Source organism: Bacillus sp. FSL L8-0528 (assembly GCF_038593085.1).
GTDB lineage: Bacteria > Bacillota > Bacilli > Bacillales > Bacillaceae > Bacillus > Bacillus paralicheniformis.
Genome location: NZ_CP151961.1, coordinates 1024243 through 1044048, shown reverse-complemented (window position 1 = coordinate 1044048; position 19806 = coordinate 1024243). Strand labels below are relative to the sequence as shown.

The following is a 19806-nucleotide window of genomic DNA, read 5'->3' as shown; positions in this document are numbered from 1 at the left end:
CATTATATACGAACGAATGTTCCTGTTCAAATGACTTTTTTCTTAAAATCAAAAATCACCTTGAGCTATTTTTCGCTCAAGGTGACTCCGTTAACGACGACCGGATTTGCCGGTGCCAGCTCTACATGTTCTGTTGTTTGTTCCCGCTTCACTTCGACGTGCTTAATCAGACGCCCTTCCATTTCGAGAACCGTTATCGTGTAAGAGCCGATATGCACCGCCTGGCCTTCCGCGATATCTATGTTTTCTTTCAGCACAAGTCCGCCGACTGTTTCGACTTCCTCTTCCTCGAGATCGTCTTCAAACAGTTCATTAACCTGATCGATTCTCACTTTGCCATCCATGATGTATTCATGCTCGGAGACTTTTTCGATAAGCGGTTTTTCGTCTTCATCGAATTCGTCCCTGATTTCTCCGACGATTTCTTCAAGAATATCCTCGGCCGTCACAAGACCCGATGTCCCCCCGTACTCATCCGTTAAGATCGCCATGTGAATCCGCTCCCGCTGCATTTTGATCAGCAGCTTTTGAACAGGCACGGTTTCAATGACTTCAATAACCGGACGGACATAGGCTTCAAGGGACAATCGCTTTTTCTCAGCCTCTGACATCATGAGCATATCCGTAAACAGCTGTTTCGTATTGATCATACCGATGACATGATCCTTATCGCCTTTATAGACAGGCCAGCGCGTATACTTTTCCTGCAGCATGACCGAAATGGCCTCAGCGATCGGCATATCCAGCGGGACAGAGGCGATTTCCGTGCGCGGCACCATAATTTCTTTGGCGATCCGATTGTCGAATTCAAAGATTTTATTAACGTATCTATATTCAGACGGATTGATTTCTCCGCTTTTGTAGCTTTCTGATAACAGGATTCGCAGTTCTTCCTCCGAATGGGATTCATCCTTTTCCGAAGCAGGCTTCAAACCGAATAACCCGGTCAGCACTCTGGCTGAGGCATTCAGCGTCCAAATGAACGGGAACATCACAACATTGAAAAAGTGCAGAGGTCCCGCCAGCCACAGTGTCATCTGTTCGGCTTTTTGAATCGCGATGGTTTTTGGAGCAAGTTCTCCAACCACGACGTTCAGGAATGTAATCACTAAAAATGCAATGGCAACTGAAAGAGCGTGCGATACAGCGCCAGAAACATGCAAGCTTTCAAAGACCGGATGCAGCACCTTTTTAACCGTCGGTTCCCCCATCCAGCCGAGTCCGAGTGCTGTAATCGTAATGCCGAGCTGGCAAGCTGAAAGGTATTCATCCAAATCCGATACCACTTGTTTTGCGCGAACCGCCTTTTTGTTTCCTTCAGCAATCAGCTGATCAATGCGGGAGCTTCTGACTCTGACAATCGCAAATTCCGATGCTACGAAAAAAGCGGTTAATGCAATCAGAACCCCGATGATTATCAGACTAACAATATCGTCCATTTAACCTTATCCTTCACAAAGGACAAGGAGTCACCTCCTGATGAATTCAAATTCCCTTAATAAGGCTGATGTGCGTTCTGTAAAAATGACTATGCAGAGGGCCCCATCTAACCACCTCCAAGCCAAATATATACTATTATCTTACTTTATTAAAAAAGAGTCAGTCAAATGTCTAAACTTTAAATCCAACAATATTTTCTCGAATATTTAGATAAATAAAGGTTTTCGCATCAATTTTACGCCTTTTTTTGATCAATTAACTTGTATAAACAGCTTCTAATATATTAAAATGTTTTATAACTATAACGTGATGGTTGAGGAGGGATGCAGATGGGGCAGAGAAATATCGCATTGGCGAATTAGCAGCTGCTGCAGGCGTAACAAAACGGACTGTCGATTATTATACGAATCTCGGGCTGTTAACGCCTGACAGATCATGTTCAAACTACCGTTATTACGATGAAGCCGCTCTCAAACGGCTGAAGTTTATTATGGACTGCAAGCAGCAGAGATTGGCCCTGTCCGACATTAAAGTAAGGCTGGAAAACCAGTTTCCCTCTTCAACTGTGAATGATGATGAAATTGGAAGCCTGACAACGGAAATTGATCATGTCAATGACAATATTTCCGTGATCATAAACAGATTGAAACGGCTGAATCCCGATGAACGGAGGATTCTGAAAAGCCGGCTTTCTCCTGAAAAAATGACGGTCATCCAGTCCTTTTTACTGCTGCTTTAGTTAATCTTTTACTAAACAGGAGGTGTTACCTTCATTCTCACGCTAGAGTGAAGGTCCTAATTGGAAATAGTTAATTTGGTTTTTGTTGCTGTATTAATTGCTTTAACAGCATTTTTCGTAGCGTCTGAGTTTGCGATTATCAGAATCAGAAGCTCGCGGGTTGATCAATTGATTGCTGAAGGAAACAAAACAGCGGTTTCGGTGAAAAAAGTCATTACACATTTAGACGAATATTTATCGGCCTGCCAGCTCGGCATCACTTTGACGGCTCTCGGTCTCGGTTGGCTCGGGGAGCCGACGGTCGCCCGGCTGCTTGAACCGCTATTTGTGAAGTGGAACATTCCGAGCTCTGTATCACACATCGTTTCAGTCGTGATCGCCTTCAGCTTTATTACGTTTTTGCATGTGGTTGTCGGCGAGCTTGCTCCAAAGACGCTTGCGATCCAAAAAGCGGAAGCCGTTTCCTTCCTTTTTGCAAAACCGTTGATCTGGTTCTACCGCATCATGTTCCCATTCATCTGGGCGCTGAACGGATCGGCAAGGCTGCTGACGAAAGCGTTTGGCCTTGAAGCGGTTTCTGAAAATGAAATGGCGCACTCAGAGGAAGAGTTGCGAATTATTCTGTCAGAAAGCTACAAAAGCGGCGAAATCAATCAATCTGAGTTCAAATATGTCAACAAAATTTTTGAATTCGATGACCGTCTTGCCAAGGAAATCATGATCCCGAGAACAGAAGTCGTCAGCTTTCCAAATGATATGAAAATCGCCGAGATGATCGACATCACGAAGGTCGAAGGCTATACCCGCTATCCCGTCGAAGACGGAGATAAGGACAACATCGTCGGCGTCATCAATGTCAAGGAAATACTGACGGCCTGCATCAGCGGAGAATGCTCCAAAGAAGACACGATTGAACAGTTTATCAATCCGATCATTCATGTGATCGAGACCGTTCCGATCCACGATCTGCTTCTGAAAATGCAGAAAGAACGCGTTCATATGGCGATCCTTTCTGATGAATACGGCGGAACGGCCGGACTCGTGACGGTCGAAGACATTATTGAAGAAATCGTCGGCGAAATCCGTGACGAATTCGATATTGATGAAATTAATGAAATCCGCAAGATTGGCGAAAACCACTACATTCTCGACGGTAAAGTGCTCGTCAACCAAGTCAATGATCTCCTCGGCATTCAGCTCGACAATGAGGAAATTGACACGATCGGCGGATGGTTCCTGACGCAAAAATATGACGTCCAAAAAGGCGACATGATCACCGATCAGGGATTTGAATTCACGATCAACGAAATAGACGGCCACCACGTTTCATACGTAGAGGTGAAAAAAGCTGCGGAAACGCTGCTTGAAGAAGCGGAATAACATTGTGAACAAACCGGAGGATACAATGCATTTGTATCCTCTTTTTTTTCGCATTCAAAATATGTAACCACTTGATTACACAACGAAATTCAATTATCATGTAATCAAGTGGTTACATTTCAGGAGGGACTTATGTCAGCACAATCTACAAGGGATCGATTAATCGAAGCGGCGCTTGCCCTTTTTAAAGAAAAAGGATATCAAGCCGCATCCACCAGAGAAATTGCCCAAAAAGCAGGCGTCAATCATTTAACCCTTTTTAGACACTTCGGAAATAAACAGAATTTATTTCGGGAAAGTGTGATTCAACATGTTGCATCAGGAGATTTTATTGGAGAACTTGAAGCAATATTAACCGGCGATTTACGAAAAGACCTCTCATTCATTGCGAAAGCGTATTTAAAAGAAAACCTGGAAAAAGGGACTGTTTTTTTACTTTACTTTAATGATGCCGTACAGGATAAGGAAGTTTGCGAATTAATCATGGATATTCCCCGCCGTCTCAACCGCTTTTTAGAGACTTATTTTGCGAACCTCTATGCCGAAAAAAAAATTTCGGGCGGCAATTTTCAAATGTTAAGCCAAATGTTTTTCGGTTTGCTGAATCAATACATTATGTTTCAACATTTGCCCGCATTCAAGGAGTCGTTCGATGATCGTATTGATGACTATGTTGAGGAGTGCGTCGATTTATTTTACACAAAACTTGAAAAGGAAGTGCCGTCTTGATTACTCTGCAACCGGTTTTGCACATACCTGCAGTTTCCAAATGGGATGAAAAAATAAACCTGAAGATAAGCGGACTCCGACCGTTTGACATCATTGAAATCATCGTGACTGTGAAAGATGAAGCTGACGCAGAGTGGAGATCACACGCTGTTTTTCAAGCGAATCGATTGGGAGAAGTCGACTCTGCAGCAGCAGCCCCAATAAAAGGAACCTACCGGTCTAAAGATCAAATGGGGCTTTTTTGGTCAATGCAGGCGGTTGAATCCTCCTGCTCGTTCCATAAAAAATCGGTTGACCCTTCCGTTTACAGGATTGAGGTGAAGCAAAAAGAACGCATGATCCTGAGTAAAGAAATAAAACGAGTGCTGCTTTCTGAAACAGTAGAGAGGCAGGAAGTAAGCGAAAATGGATTGTCCGGCACTTTTTTTCGTCCGCTTGCTGTCAACCGGCCTCCCGCAATCATCGTATTAGGGGGATCTGACGGCGGCCTTGATGAAACAATGGCAGGCATGTTAGCAAATTACGGATATGCAACATTTGCAATCCCTTATTTTCAATACAAACAGCTTCCTAAAAAACTGGTTGAAATCCCGCTTGAATATTTCCGGAAAGCGATCGATTGGCTCGGACGCCAAGAAGGACTTCATCATCGTCAAATCGGAATATGCGGACGGTCAAAAGGCGGCGAACTGGCGCTGCTGATAGGTTCCCATTTTCCTGAAATCCGTTTTGCGGTTTCTCATGTAGGCGGCGGAGTCGTCTTTCAAGGGGTTGGATTAAAAAAATTTCGGCAGACATCTTCCTGGAGTCTGGACGGCGCACCGCTCGCCTTTGCTCCGCTGCCGCTGTTCTCGCTTTCTCAGCTTTGGAATATGATGAAACATAAGCTTACAAGACGGCCTCATGCTTTTCTTGATCTTTACCAAAAGGCTTTACGAAAAGTGAAAGAGGATCATCCAGCAATTATAAAAGCGGAACATATTAATGGGCCTATTCTGTTAACTTCAGGTACTGATGATTTGGTATGGCCCTCCGCCTCTATGAACGAGAAAATCGTTGAACGGCTGAAAAAGAAGAGATTTCCCTATTCTGTTAAACATCTATATTTTGAAGATGCCGGCCATAATATCAGGCCTCCATACTTTCCGACATCCGGGCGGAAAAGCCGAAAAATAGCCTATGGGGGAAAAACTGAAGCCGATGCCATTGCAGCTCAAACATTTTGGCGGGAACTGCTTTTGTTTTTAGAAAAAGCAACTGCCCCAAGCAACTAAGAACCGCCTGGGGACAGGCGGTTTTCGCTTAGATAGCTGCCTTCGGGTTCGGCCCGTATTGATTTTCCTCTTTTACACTGTTTTGACAAAGCATGATCAGCAAAACGATCTTTCCAATGAGAGGAATCAGACCGATGCAGATCCAGTATCCGCTTTTACCTGTATCATGCAATCTGCGGATCGTGACAGCCAAGCCCGGCACAAGGATGGCGAGCAAATAAACCATCCCTAAAAATGTCTCTATTTCATATTCCGGAAGATGCAGAATGGCTTTAAAAAAACCGTAGATGACCAGAACCATGTATGAGAAAAGACAAAACAGCCAAAATTCCTTACGCCTCGCTCTTCCTGTAAATCCTGCATAGTTTTTTATTGCTTTCAAATACCATTTCATAATATAGCTCTCCCACCAATAAACATCGTTCTAAAATACTGCACAAAAAATAAAAACGCTGCTATTTCACCATAAAAAATGGAGTGCAAGGTGAATTTTAGCAAAATAAGAAACAGCTTCTTTGCGTGAGAAGCTGTTTTTCCTTGCGTATGTTTGAATTATAGCTGTTCCAGCTTTTTCTCTAAAGCTTTAATACTTTCATTCAAAGCTTCCGTCATTTTGACCAGCTTTTCTTTTGACGAATATTGAGCGAAATCTTCCTGATTGAGCGGTTCTCCGATGACCAGTTTCATTTTGCCTCTTTTGAAAAGCTCTTTTTCGTTGGAAGGACCGCTGTATGCGGCCGGCACAAGCGGCGCTTTTCCCATCTGGGCGATCGTGACAGCCCCTCTTTTCAATGGAACGTCTTCAGATGACCGCGTTCCGCTTGGAAAAATGCCGACGATTTTTCCTTCTTTCAACAGCTTGATCGGGGTTTTGATGCTGCTTGGCCCGGGATTTTCCCTGTCAACGGGAAATGCGTTGATGCTTGAAAGAAAAGAACCGCTTAATTTATTTTCAAAAAGCTCTTTTTTCGCCATGTAATGAATTTCCATAGGCAAAATGCCGACACCCAGTGCGACGACATCCACCCATCCTGCATGTGTGCACGCAATAACGAAACCTGTGTCTTTAGGAAGATTTTCTTTATTGTATACTTTAATTCCGCCGCGCAAAGAAAGAATCGCTTTTGCAGCATAACCAGTAAATTTATACATATGGCACTTCCTTTATTGATGTAGTCGTATGAGGTTTCCCTTTATTATTATAACAATTTTTTTTATTACCTGGTACTAAAAAATGATTTTTCACAAAAAAACCGGGGAATTTCCTCCCCGGTACTTTCAGACTTTTTCTTTTGTCGGCGGAGCCATGAATTCAGGCCCGATCTGTTCTGAAATCGTATTGTCCAATATGTCGTCAATTGCTTTTTGATCACTTTCTGTTAAGCTCCAGCCGGTGATTTCGCTGACGGGACGGATTTGATCAGGGCGTCTCGCTCCCCATAAAGCAATGCTTGCGCCGGGCTGATCAAGCACCCATCTTGCTGCCAGATGAAGAACCGATTTGCCGAAGCGCTCGTTTGCAAACTCATCAAGTTTCCTGACGGCCTCCAGATATTCTTTAAATCGCGGCTTTTGAAACTTAGGGTCCCGCTTTCGAAGGTCGTCTCCTTTGAACGTGTAGTCTTCATTCATTTTTCCCGACAGAAGCCCCCTGCACAAGCTACCGTATAATAACGTCGTCAGCCCTTGATCTTGCGCATACGGAAGAATGTCTTGCTCGATTTCCCTTTCAAACATGTTGTACGGCGGCTGTACGGTATGAAGCGGGGCCGCGGCTCTGAATGTGTCCATCTGCTCCGGGGAAAAATTGCTGACGCCGACCGCTCTGATTTTCCCCGCAGCATATAAATCTTTCATCGCTTCCGCTGTTTCCTCGATCAGGACGAGCGGATCGGGCCAATGCACTTGATACAGGTCGATGTAATCCGTATTGAGCCTTTTCAGCGAATCGTCAACTTCCTTGATGATCCGCTCCCTCGATCCGTCGCGGTACAGCTGTTCCTGCTTCCAATCAAGCCCCGATTTTGTCGCGAGAATGACTCGGTCGCGCTCTCCGTATTGCTGTACGGCCTTGCCGACGATTTCTTCCGACTGTCCGAAACCGTATGCCGGAGCGGTATCAATCAGGTTGATTCCTTCATCAAGCGCAGCATGAATCGTTTGAATCGCTTCTTTTTCATCGCTTCCGCCCCACATGAAACCTCCGATGGCCCATGTTCCGAGACCGATGCGCGACGATTCGATCGATGTACCGGATATGTTGGTGTATTCCATGCTCCTCTCCCTCCTGTTGTGAGTCTGATATCATGTTTTCCCGGAAGCTTTTTTTAAAAAACGTATTTTGACTAAAAACCATCTTTAAGCGGGACACTTCATATGCCTATTGCATACGATGATCCCAATAAAGCTAATGAAGGGACCTAGAACAAATGCATCCAAATCAATACCCATATTATATTCCTTTTTCTTACAACCCGGTTCGGTTTCACGAATCAGACTATGCAGGCGCTTTTCGAACACCCGGCAGTGAAGAACGCATCGTCTTAAGAGATTATGGACAAAAGCCGTTTGCCGCGAACATCAACGAAGCGGCAAAACAGAACAAAACGTTTCGGACCGCTTTATGGACAGGAAGGCATTTACAAGTTACCCTGATGAGCCTCAACCCCGGCGAAGACATCGGATTGGAAATGCACCCTCACGTTGATCAGTTTCTTCGTATTGAACAAGGCAGGGGAATTGTACAGATGGGGCCGAGCAAACATCATTTGCAATTTAAAAGAAATGTTTATGATGACACCGCTATCGTCATCCCTGCCGGAACATGGCACAATCTCACCAATACAGGCCATACTCCGCTGAAACTTTATTCAATCTATGCTCCGCCCAACCACCCATTCGGCACCGTCCATCGAACGAAAGCCGATGCGCTGGCTGCAGAAGGCCACCGCGGTCACGGCCAATATTTTTAACAGACGATAAAAACAGCTGATAATGAAGGATATCCTCTAATCAAATAGCCTTTTAGCATATAATAAAGATCTGATATGCTAAAAGGCTTATTTTGCTGCTGTGTTTTATATTTCGGCCGTTCAGTCGTTAAAATCGTCTTTTTACACCATGAAGATTAGTTTTTTTGAACGTGTTCAGTTATTATATAGGATAGATGATTTTTAAAGGTAAGAAATTGGAGGAAAAATGAGCCGTGGGCATATTTAGTGCAACTTCAAACCTTTCTTATGCGTTTATAACATAGAGGGGAGAAAAGGCAGTGACTATCGACGAAATTTACCAAATGTATATGAATGATGTTTACAGGTTCCTGCTCTCCATGACGAAAGATAAACATCTAGCAGAGGATTTGCTTCAGGAAACCTTTATGAGAGCTTACATACACATCCATTCTTACGACCACAGCAAGGTGAAGCCATGGCTTTTTCAAGTGGCGCGCAATGCGTTTATCGACTATGTCAGAAAGCATAAAAAGGAAGTGACGATTTCTGACGACATGATCGGAAACCTGTTTCAAAACGCGGTGCAAAGCCCTGCTCACCAGGTCGAAATCAAGGAAGTGTTAACCTTATATATGAACCAGCTCCCCGATAACTACCGGGAAGCGCTTACGCTGTACTATTTAAAAGAATTGAACTACAAGGAAGCGTCAAGCTTGATGAATATCTCAGAGGCTAATTTTAAAAGTGTTTTATTTCGTGCCAGACAGCGGCTGAAAGCACTTTACAACAGAGGTGTTAACGATGAATGAAGATTTTAAAAAACGTTGGGAAAAATATAAAAACGGCGAACTTTCCGAATCGGAAATGCTCCGGGTCGAAGAAGAGCTTGAACAGCTTGAAGAATACCAGGACATGCTGGAACAGGAAATGAAAGACGAAGACTGGGATTTGGCGATCAGTCCTGAAAAGCAAAAAGCGATTTTAAGATACGGAAAAAATAAATCATATATGCGGATTTCCACCCTTGCTGTTATTTCTACGCTTATTATTCTGCCGATCTGCACACTCGGCAGCTATCTATACTACGGGTTGGGCGGGCATGAAAGCAAAGGGAATGAACTGGTGCAAACCGCTTCAATGACAGTTGCCGTCACAAATCCGAATATTCAAGTCGATACCGAAGCCCTTGTCAACAAAGTAAAACTCTTTGGAATCGAAACACAGTTCCAGTTAAAGAAGCAAATCGGAAACGTCACAAAAGTAGTTGGAAATGAAGAAGTGGAAATGTTCTTCGATCAGCTGAAGTCTCCGCAGATTCATCAATACAATCAGGAGCTTTCAAAAGAAGAACGTCATTTTGTCTACCCTGACGGCATCAAAGAAAAATCAGTGTCCAAAGCCGAGTCGATTTTAAAACAGCTGCCTGACGGAACCGTAACCGAAGCTTTCCTTTCCTTTGAAAGAGCATATCCGACAAAAGAGCTGTATGAAAAATTAAAAGGCTATGATGTTCGCGTTCTGTGGAATGCGATTGAGACAGAGGGCGATTTAAAAGATCATCCATACGCAGAGCCGATCGGTTTTCCCGGAAAAGATTCAAACCGGATTTTTGAAATTCAGCATCCTGCCGAAAACGATGACGAGCAGTTTAAAGCGGCGCTTTCCTACATGATCAAGCACAATAAATGGGCTGAAACGATTTCAGGCAGGAAAAACCTGAAGCTTTCCAAACGGCTTGACTATGTGGAACAAAACGGTGTGAACGTGTATGGAGCCGTCATTACCGGACCGTCAAAAGAGGTTGAACGGCTGATCAAAAAAGGGCCTGTCAAAGCAGCTAAAGTAGGTGAGGTGGAATTATGGAACTGGTAAGAATCTTTAAGGAGCACAACGTATTTGGATGGGTGTCTGTCGGAACGGCCATTCTGTCCCTGTTCGTCTTAAACTTGGCCATTTTAAGCGACACGATCGCATATTCGTATAAGATGCTTCCTTTTGCGATGGCCGCCGTTCCGCTCGGAATTATCGAGCTGTTCATAAAAAAAGGACGGACCGGTCTCGGATTTCTCGGCGTCGTCCTGAACATTTTCATTCTCGTTTGCGTATGGACCATCGTCTCCATCGATACGAATCTGCAGCTCGGCTTTTAATAACTCCCCGGTTATACCGGGGAGTTTTTCATTTCAGAGCCTTGTGGAATAGGTAGCTCGCTTTTTCATACCTCATTTTATCTTCATAAAAACGGTGGGCGGCTGCGCGCTGCAAGCCTGATGATAAAGCGACTGAAGCCAATCCGTTCCGTTTGGCCCACTCTTCAACAGCGCCTAAAAGTTTCTTTCCATAGCCTTTTGAACGGTGTTTTTCACACGTCACCAGGTCTGCTACCCAAACATGACGGCCTTGATTCAAAGAGACCCTCGGCAAAAAGCCGGCCAAAGCCACCGGAATATCGCCGTCGTACAGCGCAAATAACGTGTAGTTTTCAGCCTCCCGCGCTTCTTTGACGAGCTCCAAAAAAGACGTTTCATCCAAATGGGGGCGGAGCTGTCTCATAATCGGATAGACTTCCTTGAGTTCTGTTTCACAATGCAATTCCCTATAATCAAGCACCATCGTCATTCCCTTCTGTTGGTTATGGAACTACTTTAACCCGGAAACTGGTCTTTTTAAAATGGCCAGTTTTGATAAAATAAAACATACCAGATGAATTGAAAGGGCTGATCGAATGGATATAACCCCTTTTTTAAACCGCAGCGGCAGCGAGCCGCTTTATCAGCAGCTGTACACGTTTTTCAAACGCAGCATTCATTCGGGACACATAAAGCCTGGAACAAAGCTTCCCTCCAAACGAATGCTTTCCAAACATTTAAATGTCAGCCTGACAACTGTTGAACACGCGTATGAACAGCTGGCTGCAGAAGGATATTTGCTCAGCAAGCCTAGAAAGGGCTGGTTTGCGGCTGAAGCGGAAGGAGACTTTGCACAGGCTGCACCCCCTCCCCCTGCCGAAAAAGAACTGGAAGAAACTGAGACGGCGGCGGGCATGATCGATTTTCACCACAGCCATGTAGACCTCGCGTCATTTCCTGTTTCCCAATGGAAAAAAACGCTCGCCAAAACCGTTGGTGAATCAGGGCATGACCTTTTTCAAAGCGGCCCCCCGGCCGGAGACCTTCCGCTGCGGAAAATGATTGCGGTTTATCTCAGAGAGTCGCGCGGCGTGGTCTGTTCACCCGAGCAAATCATCATCGGAGCCGGCACACCGGTTTTGCTGCAGTTGCTGTGCCATCTGTTTCCTAAAGGCACAACTGTCGGTTTTGAAGATCCCGGATTTCATCGCTCGAAAACGGTCCTGAAAACCGGCGGCTTCAATGTGGTGCCTATAGCAGTCGATGAGAGCGGGATTTCCGTGCAAGATCTTGAACAATATCAGCCGCAGCTCGCATACACCACCCCGTCCCATCAGTTTCCGCTCGGAATGATCATGCCGGTCGGCCGCAGGCTGCAGTTGCTTGACTGGGCAGCATCGACCGGAGCTTATATCGTCGAAGACGATTATGACGGGGAATTCCGCTATGCGGGACAGCCGATCCCTTCCCTACAGGGACTTGACCGGAACCACCGGGTCATCTATTTAGGGACCTTTTCAAAATCGCTGATTCCCTCCCTCAGGATCAGCTATATGGTTCTCCCCTTTCCGCTCGTCAAAGAAGGGCTTAACATGGCATCTTTATTTAAACAAACGGTTTCCCGCCATGTGCAGCATGCCATTGCTCTTTTTATGAAAAACGGGGATTATCAAAGACACTTGAACCGAATGAGAACACTCTACCGAAAAAAACGAAAAACGCTCCTTGACGCCATCAAGCGTGAATTTGGCGCTCATGCCGCAGTCAGAGGAGAGAACGCCGGTCTTCACATCATCCTTGAGGTGAAAAGCGCTCCGAGTGAAGAGTGGCTGACTCAAAAAGCACTGGAGAAAGGCGTCAAAGTATATCCAGCCTCTGTCTCGTATGTGACTCCTCCTGAAACACACGCGGTGCTCCTCGGATTTGGGGGACTTTCTGAAAAAAGCATCGCAGACGGCATCAAAAAGCTGAAGACAGCATGGTTGAACGGCGGACAGTCTCGGGAATGACCCTGCATAATCGGGCACGGAAAGTCGGATGCCGGGATTCTGCTCCTGCTATTCTTGTAAACAGAGGAGGTCATCAAATGGATTTGCTGAAGAACATGAATCAAGCCATGGCGTATATTGAAGAACACCTGACAGACAGTATTGATTTTCAAACGGTTGCGAAGCTTTCTTACTGCTCTGAATATCATTTTAAAAGGATGTTTTCTTTTCTTGCAGGGATTTCGCTGTCCGAATACATTCGCCGCAGGCGGCTTACCCTTGCAGCGTTTGAATTGAAAAACACAAATCAAAAAGTGATTGATATCGCGGTGAAATACGGTTATCACTCGCCGGATGCTTTTACGCGCGCATTTCAAAAGCTGCACGGCATTACGCCGACAGAGGCCCGGCACGATATCAGTACACTGAAAGCATATCCTCCGATGACCTTCCAGTTAACAATTAGAGGAGGAAACGAAATGAACTACCGAATTGTAGAAAAGAAAGCATTTCGGATCGTCGGAATCAAAAAAAGGGTCCCTGTCGTCTTTCACGGAATCAATCCGGAAATCGCCTCGATGTGGAAAGCATTAAGCAGTGAAAACATCGCTGAATTAAAAGAGCTGTCAAATGTCAAGCCGCTTGGACTGATTCAAGCATCGGCGAACTTTTCCGAAGGCCGGATGGAAGAGCAGGGAGAGCTTGACCATTATATCGGTGCAGCGACAACGAAGGAATGCCCGGACCGATATGAACAGCTTGAAGTTCCCGCCTCAACATGGGCTGTCTTTGAAGCGGCCGGTCCGTTTCCGGACACCCTTCAAAATGTCTGGGGACGCATTTATGCTGAATGGTTCCCGTCATCACATTACGAGCAAACGAAAGGGCCGGAAATCCTCTGGAATCAGGATCAAGATATCAGCTCCCCAACGTTTAAAAGCGAAATATGGATACCGGTTCAAAAAAGAACGGCATGTAAGGATTAAAGAAAAAAACAAAAGCTCAAGATATCAGTTCTTTTTACTTCACAATATCGCTTCAGAAGAAAAAGAGACAATGACGCTGAGAGTGACGATATAACATTGAAGAAAATGTCGTAGAATACCCAGATAGCATTTAATTTCAGCCTTGAAGAATTTGCACAGGCGTACAATAAAGTAGCGCAAGACTTTGAAAAACGATGAAGAGATGAAAGCTCCTATTCTTAATCGGATTCATCAGGGTGGGAATTACTCTGTTCATTTGGCTAATGTTCCAAAAACGACAATAATAATAAAAAATCGAACCGTTAATATGAGAAACAACCAAGCGCATTCATATTGACGGTTCGCTTCCTCAACAATTTTACACCCGTTTGTATAATCTCCTGGGATTTTTTGAATCCCTATCTAAGAGGAGTCAAGAACAGAGTGATAAAAAATATGAGTTTATATGGTAGGTTGCAACACTCCTCATGCTTCTAGTGATGACTCTTAGTACTATCTTTTTAAAAATTGAACCTTTGTATAATATCATCATTGTATTAATTTACATTTTGTTCATGGGGGTTATAAGGAGCAAATCGAAAAAAGCTGAGATCTAGTCCGAATGTTCTATGCAGATTGATTCATTTTCATGGATAAACAGGATTTATTCTCCAATTCCCTTCTATAAAGTGGTAAACTCTAAAATGATTGTAACTTTAGTATTAGAGGAGAGTGCCATGAAGACTCTGGATGTTCAGGCGTTGCACAATGCACTAGATCAAACGCTGGAACAATTAAAACACCAATCAGCCGAAATCGCCAAAGTCAAAAAGGCCGTTGACGGCATCACATCACTTGATGATGCTTTAAAAGGAAAAGGCGGCGACGCGATCCGCGCCTTTTACGAGGAGTGCCACACCCCTTTTTTGCGGTTCTATGATACTTTCATAGAGGAATACAGTTCCACGCTGAAGAAAATAAAAAGCGCGCTGAATTCCCTGGAACCAAACCATAACGGATTTATTTCACAGTCCTTTCTCGAACACGAACTTGAGAATGGCTTAAATGCGGCCGATCGCACAACGAAACATTTGGTTTCTAAGACCAACGCGACGATCGCAAAAGTCAGCCATATCGTAGATTTACCGGATTTGAATGACAGCGGTTTTCATGAACAGAATCAGAAAGCGTTAAAGGAAATCAGCACGACTCTTGAAAAGCTGCATGCGTTTGACCGCGAGCAAACAAACGCCCTCAAAACGGCTGAAAACGACCTAGAAACGATGCAGAAATACATTTCAAGGCTCGAAAAGATGTATACCGGACCAAAAATTGAAATCACCGGCTACCAAAAAGGTTCGATTTTAAAGCCGGATGATATGGATAACCTGAGCGGAAATCAAGAAACAGCGATGGGTGCCATGTTGAAAAAAGTCGGAGACAAAGAAGATGCTGACGTAAACACTCTCGCCGATCCAGATCGATTAAAAAAATTGGCGACACAAAAGGTTTCCAAAAAAGAGTACACTCAAGAGGAATTGAATGAACTAAAAAAAGATTATAGAGTATTTAACGATACGCTTTACCGGGCATACATAGATGGGGATACAATCGTTAAGATAGAACCCGCCTACACCCTTCCAGAGAATGTGGAAAAAAGCGACTTTGCTAAATATTTCGATACGGCGATGGAATTTACAGGTGTGTATGATGCAGTAAGAGCAGCGTTTGGATACGACCTTGCGACAGGTGAAATCGTTAAAGGTAATGGTGACCGTTTGATGGCCGCATTGAATGTCACCCCTTTCGGAAAGGCATTTAAGTACGGAAAGCGCGGCTTCAAGTTATTTAAAGGTGAAGAAGCGGGAAAGAAAGTTGCGAAGGTAGATAAAGGATCGAAAGCAGCTAAGGATGTTGGAAAAGTTGAGCAAAACCCTTCTAAATCAGCAAAGGAAACGCCCAAAAAATCTTCTGAGGGAAAAGACAAAGTTAAAGATTTTGATCTGAGTTTTGCGACTAGCAAGCTCAAGAATGGAAAGATTTCCGTTAATGATTTAGAATCCATGATACCAAAGGGTACACCAAACAATTTTAAAGCAAGTGAAACTATAAAAAAAGGATACAAATACAACTTTGAAATTGATGGAAAAAAAGTAGAAGTCAAGTGGCATTCACCGGATTTAAACGCAAAAGAGAAATTTCCGGACAGTAATTCCGGAAATATGTGGACTGCCCAAATAAAAATACAAAAAAAACTTCTAGGACAAGATGGTAAACTCCATAAAAAACCGAGTAACATAACCCACATTCCAGTTGTAGGAGAGTGAAACGAACATGGATTTTTCTAAGTTTGATGAATTACCCGATTCTTTACCTGAAGATACATTAGAGAAGTATTTCAATCAGATTGTTGATATTTATGAAAGTGCAAAAGATAGTGTCAGTTATATTGAATTATCAGAAGCAATTTACCAACTTTCAGAAAGACAATGGCATACTTATAAAATTCTGGACGACAAAATTAAACATAAAATAGATATTTTAATAAAAAATATCTTGGATGCAAATTCTTATGATCTAATAGACAATGCTACATCAATAATAGCTTATTTGGGACTTCCAGAAAGCTTTAAAGCATTACAGGAAATGATTAAAGAAAACCCTAGTGAAGAAGTTAGAGAGCTTATAGAGGAAACTATTGAGGAATTGGAAGGAAACGTTGAAAATCCATATTCAGGATTAGAATAAATATAAATGTTTTTTAGAGGGCGCCACAACTGGCGCCTTCTTTTTTAATTCAACGCAGAAATGGTGCTCTTAATGAAGCGAAAAAAATGTGGCCCTTTACACAAGAAAGGGCCTTTTTGATTACTTCAATAAAGCTTCAATTTTCGCCTTTGTTTTTGGCCCGTAAATACCGTCCGCAAACAGTTCTTGCATCAGCTTGCACCGTTTCAACGACCAATTCAGCGGCATTCTGTCACCGTGAATCTTGCCATCTTTTTCGACACACGTTTCCACGCTGATCGACTTTACATTGGCATTCGATTTAAGGAAACTCACATAACAACTGAACTTTTTTATGATATGCATGATATGCGACTTCATTTTCAAATTTTTATCCGGCTGCTACATCGGACGGTTCAACATGCGCTTTTAAAAAGGCGATATAATGGTCAATTGTATCAACTGTCGTGTAAGGTGAGACACTGTAGAATTTCTGGACATAAAGCGGCACCGGCAAACGGCTGTCAGCAGGATAAACGTATGTTTGCTTTTTCGTGCTGCCAAAATAGGTGTAACTGCGGTACCTTCCCAATGTTTCGGCGATTTTTTCATTGAATTTGTTAATATTCCGCACTTCTTCCTCCGTGATGGCGCCGCTGATTTCTTCATGGTAGCGGACATTTCCCGGATAGAAGCGGAATGTCGTTACAGGTGATACATCATTGGTGACGGCTGCATTCGGAAAAGCCTGCAGAAGTTTTTTTCGAAACGCCAGGTTAACTCTGATGTAATTGGCCAAGATCTCCTGGTAGCCTTCGATTCCGAATGCGAGCAGAGAAGCATAAATCGGTATGCTGCTTCCCATTCGCGAACACTCTAGCGTATAGCTCGTATGATAGCTGCCAAACCCCCTGTTACCGACATAAGGCGTCTCATCCGGATCCAAATCAACGGCTTTCAGTGCCTCACGGTTTTTCACCAAGAAAAGGCTTGTGATATACGGCGTTTGTCCAAGTTTATGAAAATCAAAGACCAAGCTGTCCGCCAGGTGCAAATGCTGAAAATGTTTTTTGTAGCGGGCAAGCGTCTCAAGCACCTCATCTTCAAGATGAAGCGGGTTTCCGGTGAAATCGTATCCGTTAAAAAAACCGTACATCCCGCCCATCGCCGTATCGGCATGAATATAGACAGGAGGCAAACCGTAGGCGGCCTCTATTTCCTCAGTCACTTTTTTGATTCCGGCCAAATCATCGATGCCAAATGAGTCAGTTGTGCCAAGCGTTGCCAAAACATATATCGGATGTCCGCCTTTTTCAATCACGGCTTGCATTTTTTCCCGCAAATCGGTCAGATCCATCGAATGATCGCGATTCGTCTTGACCTTGATCAAATGGTCCGTCCCGATTCCGGAAGCTTCCAGCGATTTGTAAAGACTGAAATGCGAAAGCTCTGAACAGAATGCGTACAGGTGATGCGGTGTTCCTTGCTGATTCGCTTCAGGATACGCGCTTGCGATCGCCAGCCTGAGCGACTGAAAAACAGCTCCCTGCCCGCCCCATGTGGTAAAACCGCCGCTCTTGTGCCTGTCATAACCGACAATGTCTGAAAGCATCGCCGTGATCTGCACTTCCGTCCTTGCTGCAGCCGTGCCGTCTACATCCCATAAATTGTTTCCGTTTAAAAGAACCATTAAAAGATTCCCGGCGATGCTGGCGTTGTTCGGCAAAGGCGTCGCGTTGGCCACATAATGCCTGTTTAAAAAACGGTGGCCGTCAAGCAATTTCAATAGCTCTTCGACGCTTTTTTCCGCCCCGAAGCCTTTTTCCGGCAAGGCGGCCTCTTCAATGACGCTTTGATAGTAGTCAGAGGAAACTTCAGACTCGCGGCCAAGCGTCATCCGGGCGGGATCCTTCAGCCTGTCCATTCCGGCCAATACCGCTTCAAGCAATGCCAGCAGCTGATACCGCGCCTCATGATTGCCATCCTCGCTCGGAAACATCTGTTGAAAGTCTAACACCATATTCACCCATCTCCTGATCTTTTAAAATGAAAACACTCCGATTAAATTTAAAAAGACAAGTACAATTGCAAGCGGAACAAGGAAACGGAGAAGATAAAACCACACGATAAAAAAGCCTTTCCCCGCTTTTGATCCGCTTTTCATTTCTTCATATAGATCGTGTTTGGACAATTTCAGCGGAATAAAAATCGAAATAAAAAGCGCTCCAAGCGGCATCAAAATATTGCTGACGACATAATCCGCCGCATCAAAAAACGTCTTCTTAAAAATGAACGGCTCATCGAGCACTCCGTAAGACAAGCAGGAAGGAATGCCGACGGCAAAAATCAAAAGGCCGATCGCCCACGTCCATTTCCCCCTTTTCGTTTGATCGCCTTTTGTGATTGCGGCAACAATGATCTCGATCATCGAAAAAGCCGAAGTCAGCGCGGCAAATAAAAAGGCCGTCAAAAACCCGATAAAAAACAGCATCCCGAATGGAAGCCGGTCAAAAACTGCCGGCAGAACCGCAAATAATAAAGTCGGCCCCTGATCGGGCTGAAGCCCGAATGAAAAGACGGCCGGAAAAATCGCCAGGCCGGCAAGCAGCGTGACGGTAAGGTTCATGATCACGATCGAGACCGCCGACTTCGGAAGGTTTTGTGACTTTGACAAATAGGAGCTGTACGTTACCATCACAGATACGCCAAGCGTCAGCGTAAAGAAAGCTTGTCCGAGCGCAAAAAGAATCGCCTGCGGCGTCAGGCTGCCAAAATCGGGCACAAGCAGAAAACGCACGCCGTCGATCGCATGCTCAAGCGTCAGAGCCCTTAAAACGAGCGCAATAAATAAAATAAATAATAGCGGCATCATAATCGAACTGACGCGCTCGATTCCTTTTTGCACACCCTTCGCCACGACGAGGATCGTCATGATGATAAACACAAGCTGCGCTGCCAGTGTCTGCAGCGGATCTTGGATGATCGACCCGAATAGCTCCCCGTATCCGGCCTGTGTGAGACCCGACAATGAACCGGTTACTGCTTTGATGATATAAAGCAAAATCCAGCCGCCGATCACACTGTAAAACGACAGGACAAGGAAGCAGGCGGCGATTCCGATCCAGCCTGTGATCACCCAAGGCGTCCCCGGCGCTATTTTTTGATAGGTGCCGATAGCATCCGATTGGCTTTTTCGGCCTAATATAAATTCCCCCAAAAGCAGGGGGTATCCCAGCAGTATCGTAAATAGGACAAAGACAAGGAAAAATGCGCCTCCTCCGCTCGTTCCCGCCACATAGGGAAACTTCCAAATCGCCCCCAGGCCGATGGCGGATCCCGCTGCCGCGAGAACAAATCCAAGTTTGGATGCCCATTTTGCTGTCATTCTGCGATCGCTCATTCATACACATCCTTTCTCTTTCTGCTTCTATTATCTCTTACAGGGCAGCTTTTTTGAAAGTGATCTTTCAAATTCTTATTT

The 19806-nt window shown here is 44.5% G+C and carries 19 protein-coding genes and 1 pseudogene; 12 read left to right on the top strand and 8 right to left on the bottom strand.

What is annotated here, in order from left to right; translation table 11 throughout:
* Positions 1-65 precede the first annotated feature (65 nt).
* Positions 66-1439 (bottom strand): hemolysin family protein, encoded by a 1374-nt coding sequence (locus MHI30_RS05240; RefSeq protein ID WP_075754745.1) that lies wholly within the window; start codon positions 1437-1439, stop codon positions 66-68.
* A 314-nt stretch (positions 1440-1753) separates the two neighbouring features.
* Here MHI30_RS05240 and MHI30_RS05235 point away from each other — a divergent pair, with 314 nt between their 5' ends.
* The 4 genes from MHI30_RS05235 (at position 1754) to MHI30_RS05220 (ending at position 5562) form a co-directional block, all read left to right on the top strand.
* Positions 1754-2179, top strand: a complete 426-nt coding sequence (locus MHI30_RS05235) for a MerR family transcriptional regulator (protein WP_075754743.1) — start codon at positions 1754-1756, stop codon at positions 2177-2179.
* Between the two features lie 60 nt (positions 2180-2239).
* On the top strand, positions 2240-3559 hold the full coding sequence (locus tag MHI30_RS05230; protein WP_059232071.1) for a hemolysin family protein: 1320 nt from the start codon (positions 2240-2242) through the stop codon (positions 3557-3559).
* 132 nt (positions 3560-3691) lie between these two features.
* Positions 3692-4288: a TetR/AcrR family transcriptional regulator gene (locus tag MHI30_RS05225; protein WP_075754741.1), complete on the top strand. Its 597-nt coding sequence runs from the start codon at positions 3692-3694 to the stop codon at positions 4286-4288.
* Positions 4285-5562 (top strand): acyl-CoA thioester hydrolase/BAAT C-terminal domain-containing protein, encoded by a 1278-nt coding sequence (locus tag MHI30_RS05220; RefSeq protein ID WP_075754739.1) that lies wholly within the window; start codon positions 4285-4287, stop codon positions 5560-5562. The genes MHI30_RS05225 and MHI30_RS05220 overlap by 4 nt, the downstream gene beginning before the upstream one ends.
* Before the next feature lie 28 nt (positions 5563-5590).
* Here the strand turns inward: MHI30_RS05220 and MHI30_RS05215 are convergent, their stop codons facing one another.
* The 3 genes from MHI30_RS05215 to MHI30_RS05205 all read right to left on the bottom strand — a co-directional run bounded on the left by MHI30_RS05215 (position 5591) and on the right by MHI30_RS05205 (position 7836).
* Positions 5591-5956 carry a DUF805 domain-containing protein gene (locus tag MHI30_RS05215; RefSeq protein WP_059232066.1) on the bottom strand — a complete coding sequence of 122 codons (366 nt, stop codon included), beginning with the start codon at positions 5954-5956 and terminating at the stop codon, positions 5591-5593.
* 158 nt (positions 5957-6114) lie between these two features.
* Positions 6115-6714: a lysophospholipid acyltransferase family protein gene (locus MHI30_RS05210; RefSeq protein ID WP_075754737.1), complete on the bottom strand. Its 600-nt coding sequence runs from the start codon at positions 6712-6714 to the stop codon at positions 6115-6117.
* A gap of 126 nt (positions 6715-6840) precedes the next feature.
* Positions 6841-7836 carry an aldo/keto reductase gene (locus tag MHI30_RS05205; protein WP_075754735.1) on the bottom strand — a complete coding sequence of 332 codons (996 nt, stop codon included), beginning with the start codon at positions 7834-7836 and terminating at the stop codon, positions 6841-6843.
* A 155-nt stretch (positions 7837-7991) separates the two neighbouring features.
* Between MHI30_RS05205 and MHI30_RS05200 the strand changes: the two genes are divergently transcribed.
* From MHI30_RS05200 to MHI30_RS05185, 4 genes are all read left to right on the top strand, one after another.
* Positions 7992-8534, top strand: coding sequence for a cupin domain-containing protein (locus tag MHI30_RS05200; RefSeq protein WP_075754733.1), 543 nt, complete (start codon positions 7992-7994; stop codon positions 8532-8534).
* A 299-nt stretch (positions 8535-8833) separates the two neighbouring features.
* Entirely contained in the window at positions 8834-9325 is a 492-nt protein-coding gene (sigM, locus tag MHI30_RS05195) for an RNA polymerase sigma factor SigM (protein WP_011197692.1), read from the top strand.
* On the top strand, positions 9318-10388 hold the full coding sequence (locus tag MHI30_RS05190) for an anti-sigma factor (RefSeq protein ID WP_075754731.1): 1071 nt from the start codon (positions 9318-9320) through the stop codon (positions 10386-10388). Before sigM ends, MHI30_RS05190 begins: the two co-directional genes overlap by 8 nt.
* The gene (locus tag MHI30_RS05185) at positions 10376-10666 is read left to right on the top strand and encodes a hypothetical protein (protein WP_003180123.1); all 291 of its coding nucleotides are present in this window, start codon (positions 10376-10378) and stop codon (positions 10664-10666) included. The genes MHI30_RS05190 and MHI30_RS05185 overlap by 13 nt, the downstream gene beginning before the upstream one ends.
* 28 nt (positions 10667-10694) lie before the next feature.
* On the opposite strand, the gene MHI30_RS05180 is transcribed toward MHI30_RS05185, so the two are convergent.
* Positions 10695-11129 carry a GNAT family N-acetyltransferase gene (locus tag MHI30_RS05180; RefSeq protein WP_075754729.1) on the bottom strand — a complete coding sequence of 145 codons (435 nt, stop codon included), beginning with the start codon at positions 11127-11129 and terminating at the stop codon, positions 10695-10697.
* Between the two features lie 112 nt (positions 11130-11241).
* Between MHI30_RS05180 and MHI30_RS05175 the strand changes: the two genes are divergently transcribed.
* The 4 genes from MHI30_RS05175 (at position 11242) to MHI30_RS05160 (ending at position 16346) form a co-directional block, all read left to right on the top strand.
* Positions 11242-12654, top strand: coding sequence for a PLP-dependent aminotransferase family protein (locus tag MHI30_RS05175; protein ID WP_075754727.1), 1413 nt, complete (start codon positions 11242-11244; stop codon positions 12652-12654).
* Between the two features lie 77 nt (positions 12655-12731).
* Positions 12732-13619 carry an AraC family transcriptional regulator gene (locus tag MHI30_RS05170; protein WP_154495622.1) on the top strand — a complete coding sequence of 296 codons (888 nt, stop codon included), beginning with the start codon at positions 12732-12734 and terminating at the stop codon, positions 13617-13619.
* A 716-nt stretch (positions 13620-14335) separates the two neighbouring features.
* Positions 14336-15925: a T7SS effector LXG polymorphic toxin gene (locus MHI30_RS05165; protein ID WP_342409928.1), complete on the top strand. Its 1590-nt coding sequence runs from the start codon at positions 14336-14338 to the stop codon at positions 15923-15925.
* A gap of 7 nt (positions 15926-15932) precedes the next feature.
* Positions 15933-16346, top strand: coding sequence for a hypothetical protein (locus MHI30_RS05160; protein WP_075755480.1), 414 nt, complete (start codon positions 15933-15935; stop codon positions 16344-16346).
* Between the two features lie 205 nt (positions 16347-16551).
* Here MHI30_RS05160 and MHI30_RS05155 read toward each other — a convergent pair.
* From MHI30_RS05155 to MHI30_RS05145, 3 genes and pseudogenes are all read right to left on the bottom strand, one after another.
* Positions 16552-16710 (bottom strand): annotated as a pseudogene (locus tag MHI30_RS05155) (N-acetylmuramoyl-L-alanine amidase); the annotation flags it as partial.
* Between the two features lie 6 nt (positions 16711-16716).
* Positions 16717-18345 (bottom strand): pyridoxal-dependent decarboxylase, encoded by a 1629-nt coding sequence (locus tag MHI30_RS05150; RefSeq protein ID WP_081379962.1) that lies wholly within the window; start codon positions 18343-18345, stop codon positions 16717-16719.
* Between the two features lie 21 nt (positions 18346-18366).
* Complete coding sequence (locus MHI30_RS05145) at positions 18367-19725, bottom strand: sodium-dependent transporter (RefSeq protein ID WP_075755476.1); 1359 nt, start codon at positions 19723-19725, stop codon at positions 18367-18369.
* Between the last annotated feature and the right edge of the window lie 81 nt (positions 19726-19806).